19 protein-coding genes are annotated in these 22,644 nt (G+C 72.3%); 8 read left to right on the top strand and 11 right to left on the bottom strand.

Going from position 1 to position 22,644, the window contains the following annotated elements; translation table 11 throughout:
• Window positions 1-90 precede the first annotated feature (90 nt).
• Window positions 91-1,524, bottom strand: coding sequence for a Re/Si-specific NAD(P)(+) transhydrogenase subunit beta (gene pntB, locus AB0G20_RS39360; RefSeq protein WP_361311664.1), 1,434 nt, complete (start codon window positions 1,522-1,524; stop codon window positions 91-93).
• A 6-nt stretch (window positions 1,525-1,530) separates the two neighbouring features.
• The gene (locus tag AB0G20_RS39355) at window positions 1,531-3,084 is read right to left on the bottom strand and encodes a Re/Si-specific NAD(P)(+) transhydrogenase subunit alpha (protein ID WP_361311661.1); all 1,554 of its coding nucleotides are present in this window, start codon (window positions 3,082-3,084) and stop codon (window positions 1,531-1,533) included.
• Between the two features lie 299 nt (window positions 3,085-3,383).
• On the opposite strand from AB0G20_RS39355, the gene AB0G20_RS39350 reads away from it, so the two are divergent.
• Entirely contained in the window at window positions 3,384-4,913 is a 1,530-nt protein-coding gene (locus tag AB0G20_RS39350; RefSeq protein WP_361311719.1) for an MFS transporter, read from the top strand.
• A 9-nt stretch (window positions 4,914-4,922) separates the two neighbouring features.
• Here the strand turns inward: AB0G20_RS39350 and AB0G20_RS39345 are convergent, their stop codons facing one another.
• Window positions 4,923-5,375, bottom strand: coding sequence for a VOC family protein (locus AB0G20_RS39345; RefSeq protein ID WP_361311658.1), 453 nt, complete (start codon window positions 5,373-5,375; stop codon window positions 4,923-4,925).
• A 64-nt stretch (window positions 5,376-5,439) separates the two neighbouring features.
• Window positions 5,440-6,285, bottom strand: a complete 846-nt coding sequence (locus tag AB0G20_RS39340) for an AraC family transcriptional regulator (RefSeq protein ID WP_361311655.1) — start codon at window positions 6,283-6,285, stop codon at window positions 5,440-5,442.
• 222 nt (window positions 6,286-6,507) lie between these two features.
• Here AB0G20_RS39340 and AB0G20_RS39335 point away from each other — a divergent pair, with 222 nt between their 5' ends.
• The 3 genes from AB0G20_RS39335 to AB0G20_RS39325 all read left to right on the top strand — a co-directional run bounded on the left by AB0G20_RS39335 (window position 6,508) and on the right by AB0G20_RS39325 (window position 9,354).
• The gene (locus tag AB0G20_RS39335; RefSeq protein WP_361311716.1) at window positions 6,508-7,941 is read left to right on the top strand and encodes a family 43 glycosylhydrolase; all 1,434 of its coding nucleotides are present in this window, start codon (window positions 6,508-6,510) and stop codon (window positions 7,939-7,941) included.
• A gap of 61 nt (window positions 7,942-8,002) precedes the next feature.
• A complete protein-coding gene (locus AB0G20_RS39330; RefSeq protein ID WP_361311652.1) occupies window positions 8,003-8,929 on the top strand; it encodes a polysaccharide pyruvyl transferase family protein in 927 nt (308 codons plus the stop codon).
• Between the two features lie 104 nt (window positions 8,930-9,033).
• Complete coding sequence (locus AB0G20_RS39325) at window positions 9,034-9,354, top strand: hypothetical protein (protein ID WP_361311649.1); 321 nt, start codon at window positions 9,034-9,036, stop codon at window positions 9,352-9,354.
• Between the two features lie 438 nt (window positions 9,355-9,792).
• Here AB0G20_RS39325 and AB0G20_RS39320 read toward each other — a convergent pair whose 3' ends face one another.
• Together AB0G20_RS39320 and AB0G20_RS39315 are read right to left on the bottom strand one after the other, a co-directional pair.
• Window positions 9,793-10,392 carry an HAD-IIIA family hydrolase gene (locus AB0G20_RS39320; RefSeq protein WP_361311646.1) on the bottom strand — a complete coding sequence of 200 codons (600 nt, stop codon included), beginning with the start codon at window positions 10,390-10,392 and terminating at the stop codon, window positions 9,793-9,795.
• A complete protein-coding gene (locus AB0G20_RS39315) occupies window positions 10,389-11,390 on the bottom strand; it encodes a glycosyltransferase (RefSeq protein ID WP_361311643.1) in 1,002 nt (333 codons plus the stop codon). Before AB0G20_RS39315 ends, AB0G20_RS39320 begins: the two co-directional genes overlap by 4 nt.
• A gap of 167 nt (window positions 11,391-11,557) precedes the next feature.
• On the opposite strand from AB0G20_RS39315, the gene AB0G20_RS39310 reads away from it, so the two are divergent.
• Together AB0G20_RS39310 and AB0G20_RS39305 are read left to right on the top strand one after the other, a co-directional pair.
• Window positions 11,558-12,325, top strand: a complete 768-nt coding sequence (locus tag AB0G20_RS39310; protein WP_361311712.1) for a polysaccharide deacetylase family protein — start codon at window positions 11,558-11,560, stop codon at window positions 12,323-12,325.
• 70 nt (window positions 12,326-12,395) lie between these two features.
• Complete coding sequence (locus tag AB0G20_RS39305) at window positions 12,396-12,836, top strand: SRPBCC family protein (RefSeq protein ID WP_361311640.1); 441 nt, start codon at window positions 12,396-12,398, stop codon at window positions 12,834-12,836.
• Window positions 12,837-12,871: 35 nt separating this feature from the next.
• Here AB0G20_RS39305 and AB0G20_RS39300 read toward each other — a convergent pair whose 3' ends face one another.
• The 5 genes from AB0G20_RS39300 to AB0G20_RS39280 form a co-directional block, all read right to left on the bottom strand.
• A complete protein-coding gene (locus AB0G20_RS39300) occupies window positions 12,872-14,023 on the bottom strand; it encodes an XdhC/CoxI family protein (protein WP_361311637.1) in 1,152 nt (383 codons plus the stop codon).
• Window positions 14,024-14,070: 47 nt separating this feature from the next.
• Window positions 14,071-15,528, bottom strand: coding sequence for an NCS2 family permease (locus tag AB0G20_RS39295; RefSeq protein WP_361311634.1), 1,458 nt, complete (start codon window positions 15,526-15,528; stop codon window positions 14,071-14,073).
• 110 nt (window positions 15,529-15,638) lie between these two features.
• On the bottom strand, window positions 15,639-18,038 hold the full coding sequence (pucD, locus tag AB0G20_RS39290; protein ID WP_361311632.1) for a xanthine dehydrogenase subunit D: 2,400 nt from the start codon (window positions 18,036-18,038) through the stop codon (window positions 15,639-15,641).
• Between the two features lie 2 nt (window positions 18,039-18,040).
• Window positions 18,041-18,622, bottom strand: coding sequence for a (2Fe-2S)-binding protein (locus AB0G20_RS39285; RefSeq protein ID WP_361311629.1), 582 nt, complete (start codon window positions 18,620-18,622; stop codon window positions 18,041-18,043).
• Window positions 18,622-19,512: a xanthine dehydrogenase family protein subunit M gene (locus AB0G20_RS39280; RefSeq protein ID WP_361311626.1), complete on the bottom strand. Its 891-nt coding sequence runs from the start codon at window positions 19,510-19,512 to the stop codon at window positions 18,622-18,624. Before AB0G20_RS39280 ends, AB0G20_RS39285 begins: the two co-directional genes overlap by 1 nt.
• A 306-nt stretch (window positions 19,513-19,818) precedes the next feature.
• On the opposite strand from AB0G20_RS39280, the gene AB0G20_RS39275 reads away from it, so the two are divergent.
• Together AB0G20_RS39275 and AB0G20_RS39270 are read left to right on the top strand one after the other, a co-directional pair.
• Window positions 19,819-21,492 (top strand): PucR family transcriptional regulator ligand-binding domain-containing protein, encoded by a 1,674-nt coding sequence (locus tag AB0G20_RS39275; protein ID WP_361311624.1) that lies wholly within the window; start codon window positions 19,819-19,821, stop codon window positions 21,490-21,492.
• Between the two features lie 165 nt (window positions 21,493-21,657).
• Window positions 21,658-22,425: a hypothetical protein gene (locus AB0G20_RS39270; RefSeq protein ID WP_361311622.1), complete on the top strand. Its 768-nt coding sequence runs from the start codon at window positions 21,658-21,660 to the stop codon at window positions 22,423-22,425.
• The last annotated feature ends 219 nt before the right edge of the window (window positions 22,426-22,644 follow it).

Genomic DNA, 22,644 nt, shown 5'->3' with positions numbered 1-22,644 from the left:
TGGTGCCTCTGTTCATCAGTCAACGCCGATACGTTGCCGACCGCATCCCCACGCCCGTGCCCCGCCGGCCGTGCCGGCGGGGCACCGCGCTCAGCGCGACGTGCCGGCCATCTCCGGGACCGGTGCGTCCAGGGCGTCGAGACCGCGCAGGATGTCCTCGACGCGCTGCTTGGCGTCGCCGAAGAGCATCTGGGTGTTCTCGCGGAAGAACAGCGGGTTCTGCACGCCCGCGTAGCCGGCGGCCATGGAGCGCTTGAAGACGACCACGTTGGCCGCCTCCCATACGTGCAGGACCGGCATCCCGGCGATGGGGCTGGACGGATTGTCGGTGGCGGCCGGGTTGACCGTGTCGTTGGCGCCGATGACCAGGACGACCGAGGTGGCGGCGAAGTCGTCGTTGATCTCGTCCATCTCCAGGACGATGTCGTACGGCACGTTGGCCTCGGCGAGCAGCACGTTCATGTGCCCGGGCAGCCGGCCGGCCACGGGGTGGATACCGAACCGCACCTCCACGCCCCGGTCGCGCAGCTTGCGCGCCAGTTCGGCGACCGGGTACTGGGCCTGGGCGACGGCCATGCCGTAGCCCGGGGTGATGATCACCGAGGTGGCGTTGCCGAGGAGTTCCGCGGTCTCCTCGGCGTTGATCTCCCGGTGCTCGCCCTGCTCGCCCTCGTCCGCGGCTGCCGCCGGGGTGCCGAAACCACCGGCGATCACCGAGATGAAGGAGCGGTTCATCGCCTTGCACATGATGTACGACAGGTAGGCACCGGAGGAGCCGACCAGCGCGCCGGTGACGATGAGCAGGTTGTTGGCGAGCAGGAAGCCCGAAGCGGCGGCGGCCCAGCCGGAGTAGCTGTTCAGCATGGAGACGACCACCGGCATGTCACCGCCGCCGATGGAGGCGACCAGGTGCGCGCCGAGGGCGAGCGCGATCACGGTGACGGCGATGAGCAGGCCCATGCCGGGGCGTACGACGAACGCCGCCGTGAGCCCGACGAAGGCGACGAGCGCGCCGATGTTGAGGACGTGCTTGCCCGGCAGCGTGAGCGGGCGGGAGTTGATGCGTGCCGAGAGCTTCAGGTACGCGACGACGGAACCCGTGAAGGTGACGGCGCCGATGAACACCCCGATGAACACCTCGGCGTGATGGATGGCCAGCAGCGAACCGGAGAGCCCGGCGTCGACGTCGAGGTAGCCGTTCCAGCCGACGAACGCGGCGGCGAGGCCGACGAGGCTGTGCATGATGGCGATCAGCTCCGGCATGCCGGTCATCTCGACCACCCGGGCCCGCCACAGTCCGATGCCCGCGCCGAGGGCCGTGGCGACGGCGATCAGCACGAGCCCGGTCGCGGTGATGCTGCGGGAGGCGAGCCCGACCGTGGCGGCCAGGGCGACGACCATGCCCGCGATGCCCCAGACGACTCCGGAACGGGACGTCTTGTGCTGGGAGAGGCCGGCGAGGCTGAGGATGAACAGCAGCGCGGCGACGACGTAGGCGGCCTGGGCGGCCGTGTCTGTGGTCATCCCTGATCAGCCCTTCGAGAACATGCCGAGCATGCGGCGGGTGACGGCGAATCCGCCGAAGATGTTGATGCTCGCCAGCAGGATCGCGGCGAACGACAGCACGGTGACGGCGGTGTCCCCGTGCCCGATCTGCAACAGCGCGCCGACCACGACGATGCCGGAGATGGCGTTGGTGACCGACATCAGCGGGGTGTGCAGTGCGTGGTGCACATTGCCGATGACGTAGAAGCCGATGACGATCGCCAGGACGAACACCGTGAAGTGGCCGAGGAGTTCGCTCGGTGAGAAGGCCGTCACGAGGAACAGCGCGAGCGCTCCGGCAGCGACCAGGGCGTACGAGGACCAGGCGGGGCGGGCGGGCTTCGCCGGGGCCTCGGCCGGGGCCGCGGCCTCCGGGACCGGTGCGGCGGCGGGCGCGGCGGACACCTGGACCGGGGGCGGCGGCCAGGTCTTCTCGCCCTCGCGGACCACGGTCATCGACCGCTGCACCACGTCGTCGAAGTCGAGGACGAGCCGCCCGTCCTTGCCGGGGGTGAGCAGCTTCAACAGGTTGACGATGTTCGTGCCGTACAGCTGCGAGGCCTGGGCGGGGAGCCGTCCGGGCAGGTCGGTGTAGCCGATGATCGTCACGTCGTTGTCGGTGACGACGGCCTTCCCGGCGACCGTGCCCTCGACGTTGCCGCCCTGCGCCGCGGCCATGTCGACGATCACGCTGCCGGGCTTCATGCGCGCGACGTCCTCGGCGGTGATCAGCCTCGGCGCCGGGCGGCCCGGGATCAGCGCGGTGGTGATGATGATGTCGACGTCGGCCGCCTGCTCGGCGTACAGCTGCGCGGCGAGCCGGTTGTAGTCGTCCGAGGTGGCCTTGGCGTAGCCGTCGGTGCTGACCTCCTGCTGGGCGCTCACCGCGAGGAACTCGCCGCCCAGGGAGCGCACTTGCTCGGCGACCTCGGGCCGGGGGTCGGTGGCGCGGACCACGGCGCCGAGGCTGCGGGCCGCTCCGACCGCGGCGAGGCCGGCCACTCCGGCTCCGGCCACCAGCACCTTGGCGGGCGGCACCTTGCCGGCGGCGGTGACCTGGCCGGTGAAGAACCGGCCGAAGGCGTGCGCGGCCTCGACCACGGCCCGGTAGCCGGCGATGTTCGCCATCGAGCTGAGGACGTCCAGGGACTGGGCGCGCGAGATGCGCGGCACGGCGTCCATGGCGAGCACGGTGATGGGACGCCGTGCCAGTTCCTCGACCAGTTCCGGGTTGAGGGCGGGGCTGATCAGCGCGATCAGTGTCGCCCCGTCGGGCAGCCGGCCGATCTCCTCACTCGAGGGGGCGTTGACCTTCAGCAGGATCTCCGCCTGCCACGGGTCGCCGAGCCGGGCTCCCGCCTCCTCGTAGGCCGCGTCGGAGAAGCGGGACGAGGCTCCCGCTCCCGGTTCGACCGTCACGTCGTACCCGAGCGCGACGAGTCTCCCCACGGTGGCCGGCGTCGCCGCCACCCTGGTCTCGCCCGCAGTGGATTCGGCCGGTATGCCGATCCCCTGGGGTTGCGGTTCCGCTGGGACCATCGTCTGCCTCTCCCGTCGTTCGACTGCCTGTCCTCCTTGGTGCCCGCATCCTGCACGTTCGACGCGGCATCCGTGGCGGGCCGTGGTCACATGGCCGAGGAGGTTGTCCTCACACCGCCGAGGGGTTGCCGTGAGACGTGTTCGGGGGTATCAGTGTGCCGCCCGGGGCGAAAGAGTCCTGTGATGCGACACGGCAGGGCCCGGCGCAGACTGAGGGCGTGAGCAGCACGCGCCCGGGGCGCGGCGAGGCCGCGGCCCCCTCCCGATCCGCACCGCAGCAGACTGTCGCGCTGGCGGCGATGATGTTCGCCGTCGCCATGACCTTCATCGACCAGACCATCGTGTCGATCGCGGCCCCGGACATCGTCCGCGAACTGGGTCTGTCGTCCTCCGGCATGCAGTGGGTGGTCAACGCCTATCTGCTGGCCCTCGCGGCGTTCTTCGCCCTCGGCGGCCGTCTCGCGGACCTCTACGGGCCGCGCCGGGTCGTCGTGATCGGCACGCTGGTCTTCGTCGTCTCGTCGGTGCTGTGCGGCTGCGTCCCCGAGGGCGGCGCCGCACAGGCCTGGCTGATCGTCTTCCGCGCCACCCAGGGGCTCGGGGCGGCACTGCTGTTCCCAGCGGCGCTGGCCGTGGTGGTGGCGGTGTTCCCGGTCGAGCGGCGCGGGCGCGCCCTCGCCCTGTTCTTCGGCGTCACCGGCGCGCTGACCGCCGTCGGCCCGCTGCTGGGCGGCTGGCTGACGAACTGGACCTGGCGGGCCGTGTTCTGGGTCAACGTCCCCGTGGCGATCGTGGCGCTGGTCCTCACGGCCATGGCGCACATCTCCGACCGGCGGCGGTCCGGCACCCTGGACGTCCCGGGCGCCGCCCTGATCGCGGCCGGCATGGGCCTGAGCGTCCTCGGCTTCCAGCAGGCCTGGTCCTGGGGCTGGGACAGCTGGGCGACCTGGGTGTGCATCGCGGGCGGCCTCGCGATTCTCGCCGGGTTCGTCCGCTTCGAGCGGCGGGGGGAGCATCCGCTGATCGACCTGCGGGTCTTCCGGGACAAGGCGTTCACCATGGACGCGGCGGTGCTGTTCTTCTCGATGCTCGCCTTCGTCCCGCTGTTCTTCTTCACCTCCGTGTACGCCCAGGTGTCCCTGAGCGCCTCGCCGAACCAGGCGGCCCTGTTCCTGCTGTACTTCTTCGTGGGCTTCGCCATCGCCTCGCAGTGGGGCGGCCGGATCCTCGACAAGCAGGGCGCGCGCCCCGCGCTGAAGCTCGGCACGGCCGTGGGCTGCGTCGGCTTCGCCCTGTGGGCGGGCAAGCTCACCGACCTGTCCATGCACGACCAGTGGCCCTACGCGGCCCTGGCGGGGGCCGGCATCGGCTTCGTCCTGGCGCCGGCCTCCACGGACGCCGTCAACCGGGCCATCGGCGCCTCGTACGGCGAGGTCACCGGCATCACCCAGACCGTGCGCAACTACGCGGCGAGCGTGGGCCTCGCCATCTACGGCACGATCCTGACCCACGTCACGACCGACAAGGTGGTGGGCACCCTGACGTCCAAGGGCATGTCCGCCGGGGACGCGAACACCGTGGCCCGCGACGTCACCGAGTCGATCACCGGCAGCGGCGACTCCCAGCCGCCCACCGGCACCGGACCCGCCGCCGAGGCGACCCGGGAGTCGATGTCCGCGATCCGCATGGACTTCGCCGAGGCCAACCAGTGGGTGTTCTACGGCATGGCCATCGCCCTGGGCATCGGCTTCCTGTGCGCCCTGCGGCACCCGGGCGGCAAGGTGGACGCGAACGCGGCGGTGAAGGAACCGGCCGTGCGGGCGCACTGACGCCGCCGGTCAGGTGAACAACTCGTCGGTGCGCCGCTGGATTTCCTCGGGGGTCAGGTCCTCGATCGTCTGGGAGATCATCCAGAGATGGCCGAACGGGTCGGCCAGGCGGCCGCCGCGCTGACCGTAGTGCTGGTCGGCGACGGGGTACACCACCGTCGCCCCGCACCGCACCATGGCTTCGGACACGGCGTCGGCGTCGGACACGTCGAGCGCCATGATCACCGGGCTGCCGCCGAGGGACGTCGGCGCCGGGTCGCCGGTGTCGGCGTCCTTGACCGCGATCGCCGTGCCGCCCAGCCGCAGCATGGCGTGCACGATCTTCCCGTCGGGGCCGGTGTACCGCTCGGTCTCCTCGGCGCCGAGCGCGTCCCGGTAGAAGTCGATCGCCCGGGCTCCGTCGGAGACCACGAGCCGTGCGTAGAGGCGGGTGACGGCGGGTTCGCCGGTTGCGTTCGTCATGCCTTCACGATCGCGGGTTCCGGGGGGCGTGGATTGTAGAAAACGGCCGGCCGGGCGGAGCCGGTCACCCGTCGAGCGGAACGTGGTTGCGTTCGAGGGGCGAGCGCGGTGCGTACGCGGTCGGGGTGATCCCGGCGAGCGCGCGGAACTCGTGGATCAGATGGGCCTGGTCGTGGTAGCCGCAGTCCGCGGCGAGGACCGCCCAGTCCGGCGGCCCGCCCCCGGCGTTCACGCGGCGCAGCAGCCGCTGGAAGCGCCGGATCCGCGCATAGCGCTTGGGCGGGAGCCCCAGCTGTTCGGTGCAGCTGCGGGTCAGCCGCCGCGCGGTCCAGCCGAGCCGGTCGGCGACCTCGCCCACGGGTGTGCCGCGATCGAGCAGGGCCGCGGCGAGGCGGACCGCCGGATCGGGCTCCAAGGGGTGTTCCGCCCGCCCCAGCAGGGCCGTCTCCAGCTCCCGCAGCCCGGCCCGCGGGCCTCCGGCGGACACGGCCTCCAGCAGCCGCTCGCGCAGCACCGCACCGTCCGTGCCCCACAGTTCGTCGAGGCCCACGAGCTCGTCGCGGACGGCGGAGACCGGGGCGGCGAGGAAGGGGTACGCGCCCGCGGGCCGGAACGCCACCCACAGGACGGCCCGCTGCTGCGCCGGGTCGATCACGGCCGGCTCCGAGAACGGCCCGTGCACGGCCGCGCCCCGGGTGCGCCGGTCCGCGCCGCGCCCCAGCGGGGACGAGGACAGGGCGTCCACGTCGAGGTTCACCAGCAGTTGCGCCGCGCCGGTCGGCAGGGCCAGCTCGGCGGAGTGCGCGAACCGCCCCTCCGCGTAGCCCATCGCGCCGATCAGCGCCAGGAGCGGGGGCGCCGACGGCCGGACCGTGAGCGCGACGGGCGACTTCGCCGCCGTACGAGCCATGTGTCCACCTTACGGCCGGGCACGGGCACGGACACGGCACCGTGTCGGGCTCCGCCCGGAAGCCTCATCCTCGCTCGCGCCTGTCCGAACCGTTGACGAGGGTGAGAGCCCCCCTTATCTTCTGACCGCATTCCTGGCCGAATTCACGAACTGCGTTCGACATGACGGACAGAGGCGGCTCGTACCCACCGCCCGATCCCCCGGAGAACTCCCTTGAGACGTATGGCCGTACGGCTGCTCCTGGCCGTCCTCGTCGCTCTCGCGACCTGTCTGGCGAGCGTGCCCGCCCAGGCCGCCGTGCCCGACTCCCCCGCCGTCACCTACACCAACCCGATCGCCGAGAAGCGGGCCGACCCGCACATCTTCAAACACACCGACGGCTACTACTACTTCACCGCGACCGTCCCCGAGTACGACCGCATCGTGCTGCGCCGGGCGACCACCATCCAGGGCCTGAAGACGGCCCCCGAGACCACCATCTGGACCAAGCACGCCAGCGGTGTGATGGGCGCTCACATCTGGGCGCCGGAGATCCACTTCATCGACGGCAAGTGGTACGTGTACTTCGCCGCCGGCGCCACCGACGACGTGTGGGCGATCCGGATGTACGTCCTGGAGGGCACCGGCGCCAACCCGCTCACCGCCTCCTGGACGGAGAAGGGCCAGATCAAAACCCAGTGGGAGAGCTTCTCGCTCGACGCCACGACGTTCGTCGTGGGCGGCGTGCGCTACCTGGCCTGGGCGCAGCGCGACCCGTCCGTGAACAACAACACCGACGTCTACCTCGCGAAGATGGCCAACCCCTGGACGATCACCGGCACTCCGGTGATGCTGTCGCGGCCCACCTACGCCTGGGAGACGGTCGGCTACAAGGTCAACGAGGGTCCGGCCGTGATCCAGCGCGGCGGCAAGGTCTTCATGACGTACTCCGCGAGCGCCACCGACGCCAACTACTGCCTGGGCATGCTCACCGCCTCCGCGAGCGCGAACCTGCTCAGCCGGGCGTCCTGGAGCAAGAGCCCCACCCCGGTGTTCGCGAGCAGCGCCGCGACCAGCCAGTACGGCCCGGGCCACAACTCCTTCACCGTCTCCGAGGACGGCAGGAGCGACATCCTCGTGTACCACGACCGCAGCTACAAGGACATCAGCGGCGACCCCCTCAACGACCCCAACCGCCGCACCCGCGTGCAGAAGGTCTACTGGAACGCCGACGGCACCCCGAACTTCGGCATCCCGGTGGCCGACGGGGTCACCCCGCAGCGTTTCTCCTCGTACAACCTCCCGGACCGGTTCGTCCGCCACTACGACTACCGGGCCCGTGTCGAGGCGAACGTCGCCAAGCTCGCCGACTCGCAGTTCCGGGTCGTGCCCGGCCTCGCCGGCAGCGGCACCGTCTCGCTGGAATCCGCCAACTTCCCCGGCCACTACCTGCGGCACGAGAACTTCGAGGTGTGGCTGGAGAAGAACGACGGCAGCACGCAGTTCGCGTCCGACGCCACCTTCCGGCAGCGCGCCGGACTCGCGGACCCGGCGGGCGTGTCGTACGAGTCCTACAACTACCCGGGGCGATACGTCCGGCACTGGGAGTACCTGCTGAACGTGCAGACGGTGAGCACCGCCACCGACCGGGCGGACGCGACCTTCTACGCCCAGTGACGGCACGGTAAATGCGCGTAATGCCCTGAATGTCTTCCCGGTGGGAGGGCACTCAGGGCATGTGCACACACAACAGGGCAAGCGACCGCGCAGGGTGCTGCTCACCGGCTGGTTCAGCTTCCGGGACAGGGAGGCGACCGCCGGGGACGTGCTGGCCCTGCGCCGGGTGGAGGACGTGATGCGGGGCACGGGCATCCCGTACGACGTCGCCTGGAGTCCCCGCTTCCGTCCGGAGGCGCTGCATCTGGATCAGCTGTGGCCCGAGGACTACACCCACCTGGTGTTCGTGTGCGGCCCGCTGCACGGGCCGCAGGTGGAGGAGCTGCACCGGCGGTTCGCGCACTGCGTGCGGATCGCCGTCGGCACCTCGGTGATCGACCCCGGCAGCGCGGCCGTGACCGGCTTCCACCGGGTGCTGCCGCGGGACGGACCCGACAGCGAGCCGGTGGAGGACCTCGCGGCCCGCGCCCCGGACGTGCCGGCGCGGCCCGTCGTCGGGGTGATCCTCGCCCACGGGCAGCACGAGTACGGGCAGCTGCGGCGGCACGGGCAGGTCGCCGAGGAGCTGACCCGCTGGCTGGCCGCGAAGGACTGCGGCAGGCTGGAACTGGAGACCCGGCTGGACACGCACGACTGGCATCTGAGCGCGACACCCGCGCAGCTGCAGTCCGTGCTGGCCCGGCTGGACCTCGTCGTCACCGACCGGCTGCACGGGCTGGTGATCGCGCTGCGGGTCGGCACGCCGGTGCTGGCCGTCGACCCGGTCGCGGGCGGCGCCAAGCTGACCGCACAGGCCCGTGCCTGCGGCTGGCCCGCGCTGGTGCCCGCCGAGCGGATGGACGTGCGGCAGTTGGACCGCTGGTGGGACTGGTGCCTGACCGGCGGCCGGGTGACCGCGCGGCAGATCCGCGACGGGTTCCGCGAGGGCAGCGTGCCGGACAGCGCGGACCGGCTCGTCGAGGCGCTGGCCCGGCCGGTGCCCGGTTAGCGCGGGCGCACCACGGGGCACCCGCTTGTACGTCCCCCGCTGTACTTCCCCCGCCGCACGTCCCCCCGGAGGAGAGACGGTCCGGCCGCCCGGAAGGAGAGAGCGTGTCCATCGGCCGACTTCCCGAGAACGAGCAGCGCATCCTCGACGAGATGGAACGCGCCCTGCGCCGTGACCGTCGCCTCGACCGCAAGCTGCGCACGCACCGAGTGAGCCGTCGCCCCGACCTCGGCCGCATCCTGGCCCGTCTGGCCTCCTACCGCCCCCGCGTCTGGACCGTGGCGGTCCTGGTCGCGGTGTCGGCCGGGCTGATGGTGGCCGGGATCGTCACATCAGATCCGGGTGTGATCTGGGCGTTCGCCGCGATATGGCCCCTGACGATGTTCGCCGCGTTCCGGCTCATGCACCGGTGGTGCGGGAGCTGAGCGCGCCCCCTCCCGCCAGGTCGTGTCCGCAAAGTCCCGTCGTCCGCCCGGAGGACGGGCCCCGCGGCGTCCGGTGCGTGCTCTCGCGATGAGGTGCGGGGGCGCCGGGGCGCCCTCGGGGCCGCGCCACAGGGCGCGGTGGCGCAGGCCGTGCGTTCGCCGCGACCCTGGCGGCTTCGGCGACCCGGGCAGGCCCGGTGGCCCCGAGGCCTTCAACGAGCCCGGCAGTCCCGGCACCCCCGGCGGCCCTGGAGCCCTCGGCGCCTTCAACGACCCCGGCCAGCGGGGAGGCCCCGGCGCGCCCGCCGGCCCCGGAGCCATAGGCGGCGGCCCCGGTGGCCGGTGTCCGCTGCCGCGGGCCGCTCATCGGGTGCCGGTGCCGCACAGCATCCCGGTGGCCGCGTCAGTGCGGGCGACCGCCCCGTGGGGCACCGGCCGTCACAGCTGCCCGCCCGGTGCGGGGTCGGCCGTGAACGCCTCCTGGATGGGGCGCTCGTCGGCGAGGACACGGCCCTTCGGCGGTCCGTCCAGCACCGCGCGGGCGGCGGTGAGGAGGTTGGGGGCGACGTGGTCGGCCTCGGTGGTCTCCTCGGGGCGGGTCCGCCCGTTCGGGACGAGGATGCCGTGGGCGCCCGCCCGGCGCGCGGCCTCGGCGTCGGCGCCGAGGCCGCCGATGACGACGAGGTCGGTGGGCCTGGTGCAGATCCGCCCGGCCGCCCACAGCAGCATGCCGGGCTGCGGCTTGCGGCAGTGGCAGCCGTCGTCGGGGCCGTGCGGGCAGACGGCGAACACGTCGAAGGGACCGAGGAGTTCGTCGACGCGGCGGTTGACGCGGCGCACGTCGGCGTCGGTGAGCAGTCCGCGGGCGACACCGGGCTGGTCGGTGACGACGCCGGTGCGGATGCCGCGCCGGCGCAGCAGGGCGAGCGCCTCGCGGGCGCCCTCGGCGGGGCGGACGCGGTCGGGGTCGGCGTTGTTCGGGACGTCCTCGACGAGCGTGCCGTCGCGGTCGAACAGCACGGTCTTCACCGGGCTCACGGGGTGGCCTCCTCCTGCCAGGCGGGGGTGTGACGGTGGCGCCAGGCACCTGCCAGCCGGTGCCAGGTCGCGGTGGGCGGGATGAGCACGCTGGTCGCCAGTACCGTCGTCACCTCGTGGCGGGTGCGCGGGCCGGGGACGATGCGGGCGCGGGCGAACTCCGCCGTGCCGGCCGCCCAGCCGAGTGCGCAGGCCGTCGCGGCCCGGCCGTGGCCGGTGGCGGCGAGGGCGCAGGCGGCGACCCCGGCGGTCGTGATGGCCGCGTGGGTGCGGATCCGGTCGCGCGGCGCGACGGCCTTGGCCCACCAGTCGGGACCGTGCAGATGCCGCATGAGGGCGTCGTCGGCGTTGCCGCGCTGCTGGCGCACGGACGCCCAACGGGAGGCGGAGCGCACGGGGTGGCGGGTGGTGCGGCGGCCCTGCCGGATGCGCCAGCCCGAGTCGAGGACGCGCAGGGCGAGATCGGCGTCCTCGCGGAAGGCGCGCTGGAAGCGCTCGTCGAAGCCGCCGACCTGCTTGAGGACCTCCGTGCGGTAGGCCATGTCGGCGGTGACCCAGTGGGCCCGGACGAGTCCCGCGGTGCCGCGTTCCCAGTCGGTGGGGCGGCGTTCGCCGGGCAGCGGCACGGCGAGGACGCCCTGGACGCCCGCCGTGTCGTGGGACGCCTGGGCGAGGTCCTCGGCCAGCTGGTCGCACCAGCGCGCCCCCACCTGGACGTCGTCGTCGAGGAACACGGTCCACGGGGTGTTCACGGCACGCAGCCCGGTGTTGCGGGCGGCGGCGGGCCCACGACCGCCGCCGCCCAGCACGGTGGTCCGCTCCCGCAGGTCGCCGAGGACGCTCAACGGGTGGTGCAGCGGCCCGGGTTCGGGGTCGGTCCGGTCGTCGACGAGGACGATCTCGTCGGGGCGCGGCCCGGTCGCGGCGGCGAGCGCGGCGAGACAGTCGGCGAGAGTGTCCGGGACGAGGGTGGGGATCACGACGGCGTACGAGGTCATACGGGCGGGCCCTCCCTCCGGCGGCGTGCGCGAACTACCTTGCTGGCGAGTGCCGCGGTAGGGCTCCCTCAAACACCGGGCCAGGCCGTCGGGGCACGCCTCGGTCACTATAAACCGCGCGTATACACGCGATATATAGTCCCGGCATGCCTTCTCTGACCAAGAAGATGAAGAAAACGGGGACCGCGTTCCGAACGGCCGGAACGCTCGCGGCCACCGCCGCCCTCACCCTCGCCCTGAGCGGCTGCACGGGGCCCGACACCACGGCCCCCAGCGCCGTCCGGGCCCGCCCGGCCACGGACGTGCAGGCGGCCCGCTTCGGTACCGTCGACTGCCGCGAGGTCAAGTGCATCGCACTCACCTTCGACGCCGGACCGAGCGAGAACTCCCCGCGGCTGCTGGACATCCTGAAGGAGAGACAGGTCCCGGCGACCTTCTTCCTCCTCGGCGAGCGGCACATCGAGAAGTACCCGGAGCTGGTGCGGCGGATGGCCGACGAGGGCCACGAGGTGGCCAGCCACACCTGGGACCACAAGATCCTGACCCGGCTCAGACCCGAGGAGATACGCGAGGAACTGGAACGCCCCAACGAGGAGATAGAACGCCTCACCGGCCGGCGCCCGACCCTCATGCGCCCGCCGCAGGGCCGCACCGACGACACCGTGCACGAGATCTGCCGCGAACTGGGCCTCTCCGAAGTGCTGTGGAGCGCCACGGCCAAGGATTACCAGACGACCGACTCCGACCTGATCACCCGCCGCGTCCTCGCCCAGTCCTCCCGGGACGGCATCATCCTCCTCCACGACATCTACGACGGCACGGTGCCGGCGGTACCGGGGATCATCGACGCACTGAAGGAACGCGGCTACGTCTTCGTGACGGTGCCCCAACTCCTGGCACCGGGGAAGGCGGAGCCGGGCAAGGTGTACCGGTAGTCCGCACGCCCGAGCCCGCCGCGCCCCGCACCTGCTCGGCAGCCGACCGGGGCAGCCCTACGATCGTGCCGTGGCGAACATCCTGCTCGAACGCACGGTCCCGCTCTCCCTCGACGAGGCGTGGCGGCGGATCACGCAGTGGCCGCGGCACGGTGAGGCGGTGCCGTTGACGGCGGTCAGGGTGGAGCCGCCCGAGCCGACGCGCGAGGGCACCGTCGTCGTGGCCCGCTCGGGCACCGGTCCGCTGGGCTTCGACGACCCGATGGAGGTCACGGTGTGGCAGCCGCCGGAGGACGGGGCTGCGGGGATGTGCCGGCTGGAGAAGCGGGGCCGTGTGGTGCTGGGGTGGGCCGAACTCGAAGTGCGGCCGGGGCCGGGGGGCCGTACGCGGGTGATCTGGAGGGAGGAGATCCGGGTCCGGTTCCTGCCGTCGCTCCTCGACGGCGTGGTGCGCCGCTCCTCCCGGTACGTGTTCGGGCGGGCCCTGAACCGCCTGCTCAGACAGCCCTGACGCACCGGCCGCCGACGAGCGTTCCCGGCAGGGCCTCAGGCCACCGACCCGATCCGCCCCACGGACTGCGACTCCGGCTCGTGGTGGATCGGCGTGTGCGCCCCGGTCAGCGAGAGGCCGCTGCCGCCACGCCGGCCGGCGACGATCTCCGACGCGATCGACAGGGCCGTCTCCTCGGGCGTACGGGCCCCGAGGTCCAGGCCGATCGGCGAGTGGAGCCGGCTCAACTCCATGTCGGTGACGCCGACTTCACGCAGGCGCGAGTTGCGGTCCAGGTGGGTGCGCCGGGAGCCCATGGCACCGACGTACGCCACCGGAAGGCGCAGCGCCAGCTTCAGCAGGGGCACGTCGAACTTGGCGTCGTGGGTCAGCACGCACAGGACCGTGCGGGCGTCGACGTCGGTGCGCTCCAGGTAGCGGTGGGGCCACTCGACGACGATCTCGTCGGCCTCCGGGAAGCGCGTCCGGGTCGCGAAGACGGGGCGCGCGTCGCACACGGTGACGTGGTAGCCGAGGAACTTGCCCATGCGGACCAGGGCGGCGGCGAAGTCGATCGCGCCGAACACGATCATGCGGGGTGCGGGGACCGAGGACTCGACCAGGACCGTGAGGGGTGCTCCGCAGCGGGAGCCCTGCTCACCGATCTCCAGGGTGCCGGTGCGGCCCGCGTCCAGGAAGGCACCGGCCTCGGCGGCGACCGTACGGTCCAGTTCCGGATGGGCGCCGAAGCCGCCCTCGCAGGAACCGTCGGGCCGGACCACCAGGGCCCGGCCCGTCAGTTCGCCCGGGCCCGACACGATCCGCGCCACCGCCGCCGTCTCCCCTCGGGCGGCGGCGGCGAGCGCGGCCGCGACCACCGGGCGGACCGGATCGGCGGCCCGTACCGGGGTGACCAGGATGTCGATGACGCCGCCGCAGGTCAGCCCCACGGCGAAGGCGTCGTCGTCGCTGTATCCGAAGCGCTCCAGGACGGTTTCGCCGTCCCGCAGCGCCTGCTCGCACAGGTCGTAGACCGCGCCCTCCACGCAGCCGCCGGAGACCGAGCCGATCGCCGTGCCCTCGGTGTCCACCGCGAGCGCGGCGCCGGGCTGGCGGGGTGCGCTGCCGCCGACGGCCACCACGGTGGCGACGGCGAAGTCACGGCCCTGCTCGACCCACCGGTTCAGCTCCTCGGCGATGTCCAGCATCTGTCTCGGTCTCCTTAAGGCTGCGGCGACAAGGCTGCGACGGGGCGTCAGTGGACGCCCAGCCAACTCTCGATCGGGTTGAGGGCGAAGTAGACGAGGAACACCGCCGTGAGGACCCACATGAAGGCGCCGATCTCGCGCACCTTGCCCTGGGCGGTCTTGATGGCGGCCCAGGAGATGACGCCCGCGGCGACACCGGTGGTGATGGTGTACGTGAACGGCATCAGCACGACCGTGAGGAACACCGGGACGGCGGTGGCCCGGTCGGCCCAGTCCACGTGCCGGGCGTTCATCAGCATCATGGCGCCGATGACGACGAGGGCGGCGGACGCGACCTCCGACGGCACGATCGCCGTGAGCGGGGTGAAGAACAGGCAGGCCGCGAAGAACAGCCCCGTGACCACCGAGGCCAGGCCGGTGCGGGCGCCCTCGCCGACACCCGTGGCCGACTCGATGAACACCGTCTGGCCGGAACCGCCGGACACGCCTCCGATCGCGCCGCCGGCCCCGTCGATGAACAGCGCCTTGGACAGGCCCGGCATGCGGCCCTTGTCGTCGGCGAGCTTGGCCTCGGTACCGACGCCGATGATGGTGGCCATCGCGTCGAAGAACCCGGCGAGCACCAGCGTGAAGACGATCATGCCGACCGTCATCGCGCCGACCTCGCCCCAGCCGCCGAACCGCACGTCCCCGAAGAGCGAGAAGTCGGGCATGGAGACGGCACTGCCGTGCAGTTCGGGTGCGCCGCCCGCCCACTGCTTGGGGTCGACGACGCCGGCGGCGTTCAGGATCGCCGCGACGACCGTGCCGCTGACGATGCCGATGAGGATGGCGCCCGGGATGTTCCGGGCCTGGAGCATGAAGATCAGCAGCAGGGTCCCGGCGAAGAGCAGAACGGGCCAGCCGGCCAGTTCGCCCGCGGGGCCGAGGGTGACCGGGGTGGCCTCGCCCTGGTGCACGAAGCCGGACTTGTAGAAACCGATGAGGGCGATGAACAGGCCGATGCCCATGGTGATGCCGTGCTTGAGCGCGAGCGGGATCGCGTTCATGATCATCTCGCGCAGGCCGGTGACGACCAGCAGCATGATGATCACGCCGTACATCACGCACATGCCCATCGCCTGCGGCCAGGTCATCTCGGGTGCGACCTGGGAGGCGAGGACTCCGGAGACGGAGAGGCCGGCGGCGAGGGCCAGGGGCACCTTGCCGACGAAGCCCATCAGCAGGGTGGTGACGGCCGCCGCGAACGCGGTGGCGGTGATCAGGGCCGGCTGGGCGAGCGTGGCCCCGGCCGCGTCCTTGCCGGACAGGATCAGGGGGTTGAGCAGGAGGATGTACGCCATCGCCATGAAGGTCGTGATGCCGCCGCGCACTTCACGGGCGACGCTGGACCCTCTGTGGGATATGTGGAAGTACCGGTCGAGCCAGGACCGTCCGGCCGGGACGCGGGTGCCTTCACCCGCGTCGTCGGCTGTGGTCCTCGGCTCTGTGGACTGCTGGGTCATGGGTGCCGTCTCCCAAGTTTCAAAGGGGGTTGGGATGTTCACGACCCGGGGGACGGCCCGAGACGAACAAGGGACCTGGGGGACGAAGCCCCCCAGGGGATCGTGACTGCTCAGCCCTCGGAGAGCTGCGTACCCGTCAGGTGCTCGGGCCTCACCGGGGTCCGGTTCAGCTCGAGCCCGGTCGCGTCCCGGATCGCCGCGAGGACGGCCGGGGTCGACGACAGGGTGGGTGCCTCGCCGATGCCGCGCAGCCCGTACGGGGCGTGCTCGTCGGCGAGTTCGAGCACGTCGACGGGGATGGTCGGCGTGTCGAGGATGGTCGGGATCAGGTAGTCGGTGAAGGAGGGGTTCTTGACCTTCGCCGTCTTCGGGTCGACGACGATCTCCTCCATGACCGCCACGCCCAGGCCCTGCGTGGTGCCGCCCTGGATCTGGCCGAGCACCGACAGCGGGTTGAGCGCCTTGCCGACGTCCTGGGCGCAGGCCAGCTCGATGACCTTGACCAGGCCGAGTTCGGTGTCGACCTCGACGACGGCGCGGTGCGCGGCGAAGGAGTACTGGACGTGCCCGTTGCCCTGGCCGGTGCGCAGGTCGAAGGGCTCGGTCGGCCGGTGCCGCCACTCCGCCTCGACCTCGACGGCCTCGTCCTCCAGGACGTCGGCCAGGTCGCCGAGGACCTCGCCGCTGTCGGTGACGACCTTGCCGCCTTCCAGGAGCAGTTCGGCGGTGGCCCAGGCGGGGTGGTAGGAGCCGAACTTGCGGCGCCCGATCTCCAGGACCTTCTCGCGGACCAGCTCGCAGGAGTTCTTCACCGCGCCGCCGGTGACGTACGTCTGCCGGGAGGCCGACGTGGAACCGGCGCTGCCCACCTGGGTGTCGGCCGGGTGGATGGTCACCTGCGTGACACCCAGCTCGGTGCGGGCGATCTGCGCGTGGACGGTGACGCCGCCCTGGCCGACCTCCGCCATGGCGGTGTGCACGGTGGCGACGGGCTCCCCGGCGACGACCTCCATGCGCACCTTGGCGGTGGAGTAGTCGTCGAAGCCCTCGGAGAAGCCCACGTTCTTGATGCCGACCGCGTAGCCGACCCCGCGTACGACGCCCTCGCCGTGCGTGGTGTTGGACAGCCCGCCGGGCAGCTGCCGTACGTCGGCGCCCTCGCTGGACTCCCACTGGCGCTCCGGCGGCATCGGCATCGCCTTGACGCGGCGCAGCAGTTCGGCGACGGGGGCCGGGGAGTCGACGGGCTGCCCGGTCGGCAGGAGCGTGCCCTGCTCCATGGCGTTGAGCCGGCGGAACTCCACCGGGTCCATGCCGAGCTTCGCGGCGAGCTTGTCCATCTGCGCCTCGTAGGCGAAGCAGGCCTGGACCGCGCCGAAGCCTCGCATGGCGCCGCAGGGCGGGTTGTTGGTGTAGAGGGCGATGGCCTCGATGTCCACGTCGTCGACCACGTACGGGCCGACGGACAGGGAGGAGGCGTTGCCGACCACGGCCGGGGAGGCGGAGGCGTAGGCGCCACCGTCCAGCACGATCCGGCACTTCATGTGGGTGAGCTTGCCGTCCTTGGTGGCCCCGTGCTCGTAGTGGAGCTTCGCGGGGTGGCGGTGGACGTGCCCGAAGAACGACTCGAAGCGGTTGTAGACGATCTTGACGGGCTTGCCCGTGCGCAGGGCCAGCAGGCAGGCGTGGATCTGCATCGACAGGTCCTCGCGGCCGCCGAACGCGCCGCCGACGCCGGACAGCGTCATCCGCACCTTGTCCTCGGGCAGGCCGAGCACGGGCGCGATCTGGCGCAGGTCGCTGTGCAGCCACTGGGTGGCGATGTAGAGGTGGACGCCGCCGTCCTCCTCCGGCACCGCGAGGCCGGACTCGGGGCCGAGGAAGGCCTGGTCCTGCATGCCGAAGGTGTACTCGCCCGTGACGATCACGTCGGCCCGCTCGCGGGCGGCCTTGACGTCACCGCGGACGATCGGCTGGCGGTGCACGATGTTGGGGTGCGGGACGTGACCGGCGTGGTGGTCGTCGCGGTTCTCGTGGACGAGGAGCGCGTCCGGGGCAGTCGCGGAGGCCTCGTCGGTGATGACGGGCAGCTCGCGATAGTCGACCTTGATCTTCGCGGCGGCCCGGCGCGCGGTCTCCGGGTGGTCGGCGGCGACGATGGCGACCGGCTCGCCGTGGTGGCGGACCTTGCCGTGGGCGAGGACCGGGGTGTCCTGGATCTCCAGCCCGTAGTTCTTCACGTCGGTGGGCAGGTCGTCGTAGGTCAGCACGGCGTAGACGCCCGGCATGGCCAGGGCCTCGCTGGTGTCGATGGACACGATCTCGGCGTGGGCGACGGTCGAGCGGAGGATCTGCCCCCACAGCATGTCCTCGTGCCACATGTCGGACGAGTACGCGAACTCGCCGGTGACCTTGAGGGTCCCGTCGGGGCGCAGCGTGCTCTCGCCGATGCCGCCCTTGGTCTGGGACCCCTGGGTGATCTTGGTCGGGGTTCCGTTCGGGGAAGACACGATCAGACCGCCTCTCCCTGCCGGGCGGCCGCGAGGCGGACCGCGTCCATGATCTTCTCGTAGCCGGTGCAGCGGCACAGGTTGCCCGACAGGGCCTCGCGGATGTCCGCGTCGCTCGGGTTCGGGTTGCGCTCCAGCATCTCGTCGGCGGCGACCAGCAGGCCGGGGGTGCAGAAGCCGCACTGGACGGCGCCGGCGTCGATGAACGCCTGCTGGATCGGGGAGAGCTCGGTGCCCTCGCCGGTGTGCGAGTCGCTGCCCTTGGCCTCCCACTGCTGCGCGTTCTGCAGCGTCGTACCGCAGGCGCCGGTCGCGCAGCCGCCCTCGGCGCGTTGCTTGGCGAAGTCGGCGAGCCCCTCGACGGTGACGACCTCGCGGCCCTCCACCTGCCCGGCGGCGACCAGGCACGAGCACACCGGCACACCGTCCAGACGGACCGTGCACGAGCCGCATTCGCCCTGCTCGCAGGCGTTCTTCGAACCCGGCAGCCCGAGCCGCTCCCTCAGTACGTACAGCAGGGACTCGCCCTCCCACACGTCGTCGGCTTCCTGCGGACGGCCGTTGACCGTGAAGTTGACGCGCATTACGCAGCTCCCTCGGTGAGGCGGCGGGCGCCGCGGTAGGACTCCCAGGTCCAGGTCAGCGTGCGGCGGGCCATGACGCCGACCGCGTGGCGGCGGTAGCTCGCGGTACCCCGGACGTCGTCGATCGGGTTGCAGGCGGCGGAGCACAGGTCCGCGAACTGCTTGGCGACCGACGGGGTGATGATCTTGCCGTTGTCCCAGAAGCCGCCCTCCTCCAGCGCGGCGTTCAGGAACTCCTCGGCGGCCTTGGCCCGAACGGGTGTCGGGGCGGCCGAGCCGATGCCCGTCCGCACGGTCCGGGTCTGCGGGTGCAGGGCCAGCCCGAAGGCGCACACGGCGATGACCATGGCGTTGCGGGTGCCGACCTTGGAGAACTGCTGCGGCCCGTCGGCCTTCTTCACATGCACGGCGCGGATCAGCTCGTCGGCCGCCAGCGCGTTGCGCTTCACGCCCGTGTAGAACTCGTCGATCGGGATACGGCGGGAGCCGCGCACCGACTCGACCTCCACCTCGGCGCCCGCGGCGAGCAGGGCGGGGTGGGCGTCACCGGCCGGGGAGGCGGTGCCGAGGTTGCCGCCGACGCCGCCGCGGTTGCGGATCTGCGGGGAGGCGACCGTGTGCGAGGCGAGGGCCAGACCCGGCAGCTCGGCGCGCAGGTTCTCCATGATCTTCGTGTACGGCACGGAGGCACCGACCCGTACGCTCTCCTCGCCGACCTCCCACTCGAGGAGGTCGCCGATGCGGTTCAGGTCCAAGAGGTACTCGGGCCGGCGGTGGTCGAAGTTGATCTCGACCATCACGTCGGTGCCACCCGCAATCGGCACAGCTGTGGGGTGCTCGGCTTTCGCGGCGAGCGCCTCCTCCCAGCTGGCGGGGCGAAGGAAGTCCATGACCGGCTCTCTTCTTCGTCTTCTCGTGGGGCGTTCAGATTGAGCCAATCCGTGTGCGGCGGTCCCGGCTCGTTCATGTGCTGTTTACGCGTAGTGGTCTCAGTACACAGCGCGTTGCGCCGGGCGAGTCAGTCACGGAAACCATGAAGGAGTTGGCTGGCCAGGACAGGCATCTTGTAGATTCGTATGAACGGAGGCCCTCAGAAACCTCCTCGTTCTCCTGTGGAAACGCGCGACACAACCGCGTGACCTGGACCACAGCCGGGGCAGGGTTTGATTTCGAGACAAAGAACGGCGGCGACGAGAATGCGGCTGCGCGCACTGCTGGACACCGACGCGCTGGGCCTCAAGCTGCTCGGCGGCGAGGACGAGCTGGACCGCACCGTGCGGGGTGTGATGACCACCGACCTCCGCGACCCCAGCCGCTACCTCGCGGGCGGCGAGCTGGTGCTCACGGGCCTGGCCTGGCGCCGGGACGCCGACGATTCGGAGCCGTTCGTGCGGATCCTGGTGCAGGCGGGCGTGACGGCCCTCGCCGCGGGCGAGGCCGAGCTCGGCGACGTACCGGAGGACCTGGTCGTCGCCTGCGCCCGCCATCGCCTCCCGCTCTTCGCGGTGCACGAGTCGGTGGCGTTCGCGACGATCACCGAGCACGTCGTACGGCAGGTCTCCGGCGAGCGCGCCGGCGACCTCGCGGCGGTCGTGGACCGCCACCGCCGGATGATGACGTCGGGCCCGGCGGGCGGCGGCCCGGACGTGGTCCTGGACCTGCTCGGCACCGACCTCGACCTGCGGGCCTGGGTCCTCTCCCCCACCGGCCGCCTCATCGCCGGCTCGAAGGCCGCGGGTCCCGCCCTGCCGGCCGAGGCGTGCGCCCGGCTCGCGGGGGAACACCTGGCCGCCACCCGCACGGGCCGCCGCGGCCCCCACCGCGTCCTCCTGGGCGCCACGACGTACTCCCTGTTCCCGGTCCGCTCCACGGGCCGCTCCCCGCAGCCGGCCCGGGACGTCCGCGAGACCGTCCTGTCGGACTGGCTGCTGGCCGTGGAGGCGGACGCCGGGGACTGGCCCGAGGAGCGCCTGGACCTGCTCTACGGCGTCACCCAGCTGATCGCGGTCGAACGGGACCGCCGCGACGCGGCCCGCACGGTCCGCCGCCGCCTGGCCCAGGAGGTCCTGGAACTGGTCCAGACGGGCGCGGCGCCCGCCGAGATCGCCGGCCGGCTGCGCGTGGCCGCGCCGGTGCTGCTGCCCGGCCTGGGCGCCGCGCCGCACTGGCAGGTGGTCGTGGCCCGCGTCGACTGGGAGGGCGAGGAGATCGAGGGCGGCCCGGTGGCGCAGGCCCTGCTGGAGGAGGTCCTCGTCGACCCCGCGGTCGCCGGGCCGGAGCACTCCGACCGCATCGCCGTGGCCCACACGGGCGGCGAGGCCATCGCCCTGGTCCCCCTCCCGGCCGTCTCCTCGGAGCACGACGGCTCGGAGACGGGCGTCCTCGCGGAGACACTCCTGGAATCGGTACGGGCCCCCCTCACGGCGGGCCTCGACGACGACGGCCGGCTCACCCTGGGCGTCAGCGCGGCCGTCCACTCGGCGGAGGGCCTGCGCGGGGCGCTGGAGGAGGCCCGCCACGCACGGCGCGTCGCCGCGGCCCGCCCGGGCCGGGTCTGCGCGGCCGGCCATCAGGAGCTGGCCTCGCACGTCCTGCTGCTGCCCTTCGTCCCGGACGATGTCCGCCGGGCCTTCACGGCCCGCCTCCTGGACCCCCTGCGCGACTACGACCGCCGTCACCGCGCCGAGCTGATCCCCACCCTCGAAGCCTTCCTCGACTGCGACGGCTCCTGGACCCGCTGCGCCAGCCGTCTGCACCTGCACGTCAACACGCTGCGCTACCGGGTCAGCCGAATCGAGCAGTTGACGGGCCGTGATCTGTCGCGGCTCGAGGACAAGCTGGATTTCTTCCTGGCCCTGCGAATGAGCTGAGACTCGGGGGTGTCCCGGCCCAAACCCGGGACACCCCCGAGTCCCACGACTTTGTGAAATCCTTCACCCACCCCCTTGGCCCGGCCCGCCGATTCGTGCTGAGATGCCGCCACCACTCAACAGCTCGATGGCGTGCTCGGGGAGGGCAACGTGGCGCATACCGCCATGTCTGGTAACGGAACGACCGCCGGTGACGATCCCCTCCAGACCGCGGTATGGCGGCTGCGCTCCCGCGGATGCTGGGCCGACGCGGCCGCCCTGCTGCTGCCGGCCACACCGGCGGCGGCGCTGCAACGCGCGTCGTTGCTGGTGGAACGGTGTCTGTACACCGAGCAGGGCTGGGAGGAGGCCGAGGACGCGCTGCGCACGGCCGAGGCGATGGCCCACACCGACGACGAGCGCGGCGCGGCCGCTTGTGAACGCGGGTACTTGGCCTACGCGTCGACGCTGCTCGCGGTGCGGGACCGGGCCGACGAGGCGCGGGCCGCGCTGGGGCGGGCGGCGGCGCTGGTCCCTCCGGGGGCTCCGGCGCGGGCTCTTCTCGACTTCCGTCGCGGGCTCCTGGCGGAGAACCTGACGAGCGCGCCCCAGGCAGCCCGCGCCGCGTACCGTCGTGCCCACGCGGGCGCGACGGCGCACTCCGACCCGCTCCTGCTGTCCTTCACCTGGCGCCATCTGGCGGGACTCGCCCTGCGGGAAGGGGAGTTGGCGGAGGCGCGGCACGGTTTCGCGGAGTCGCTGCGGATCCGGGAGGAGCTGGGCTACCTCGTGGGCACGGCCCCGGCGCTGGTGTCCCTCGCCGACACCGAGACGGAGCCGGAGGCATCGCGGCTGCGCGAGGAGGCCCGGCGGTTGTTCCGCCTTCTGGGGGGCGTACCGACCTGGCTGGCCCGCCAGTTGGCTCCACCGGTGCCACCGGCTGCGACGGCCTGAGGGGGTGCGGGGTACTCGGCGCTGTTGCTGATGGCGGGTGGGTCTGCAGCCCGGCGTGACGGGCCCCTAGCGGCACGCAGCTGAGCGGGACTGGGCGCCCGCCCCCGCACGCCCGCACCCGCGTACGGCGAGAAGGGGCCGTGTCGGGGGGTGTCCGCCCGCAGCGGTTGGCGCGTCAACGAACAGTCAGTCGGCACGCAACCCCATCGCGCCGTTCCG

Source organism: Streptomyces sp. NPDC024017 (assembly GCF_040638895.1).
Taxonomy (GTDB): domain Bacteria; phylum Actinomycetota; class Actinomycetes; order Streptomycetales; family Streptomycetaceae; genus Streptomyces.
Note: the sequence above shows the minus strand (reverse complement) of the source record. Positions and strands in the feature narration are given on the sequence as shown.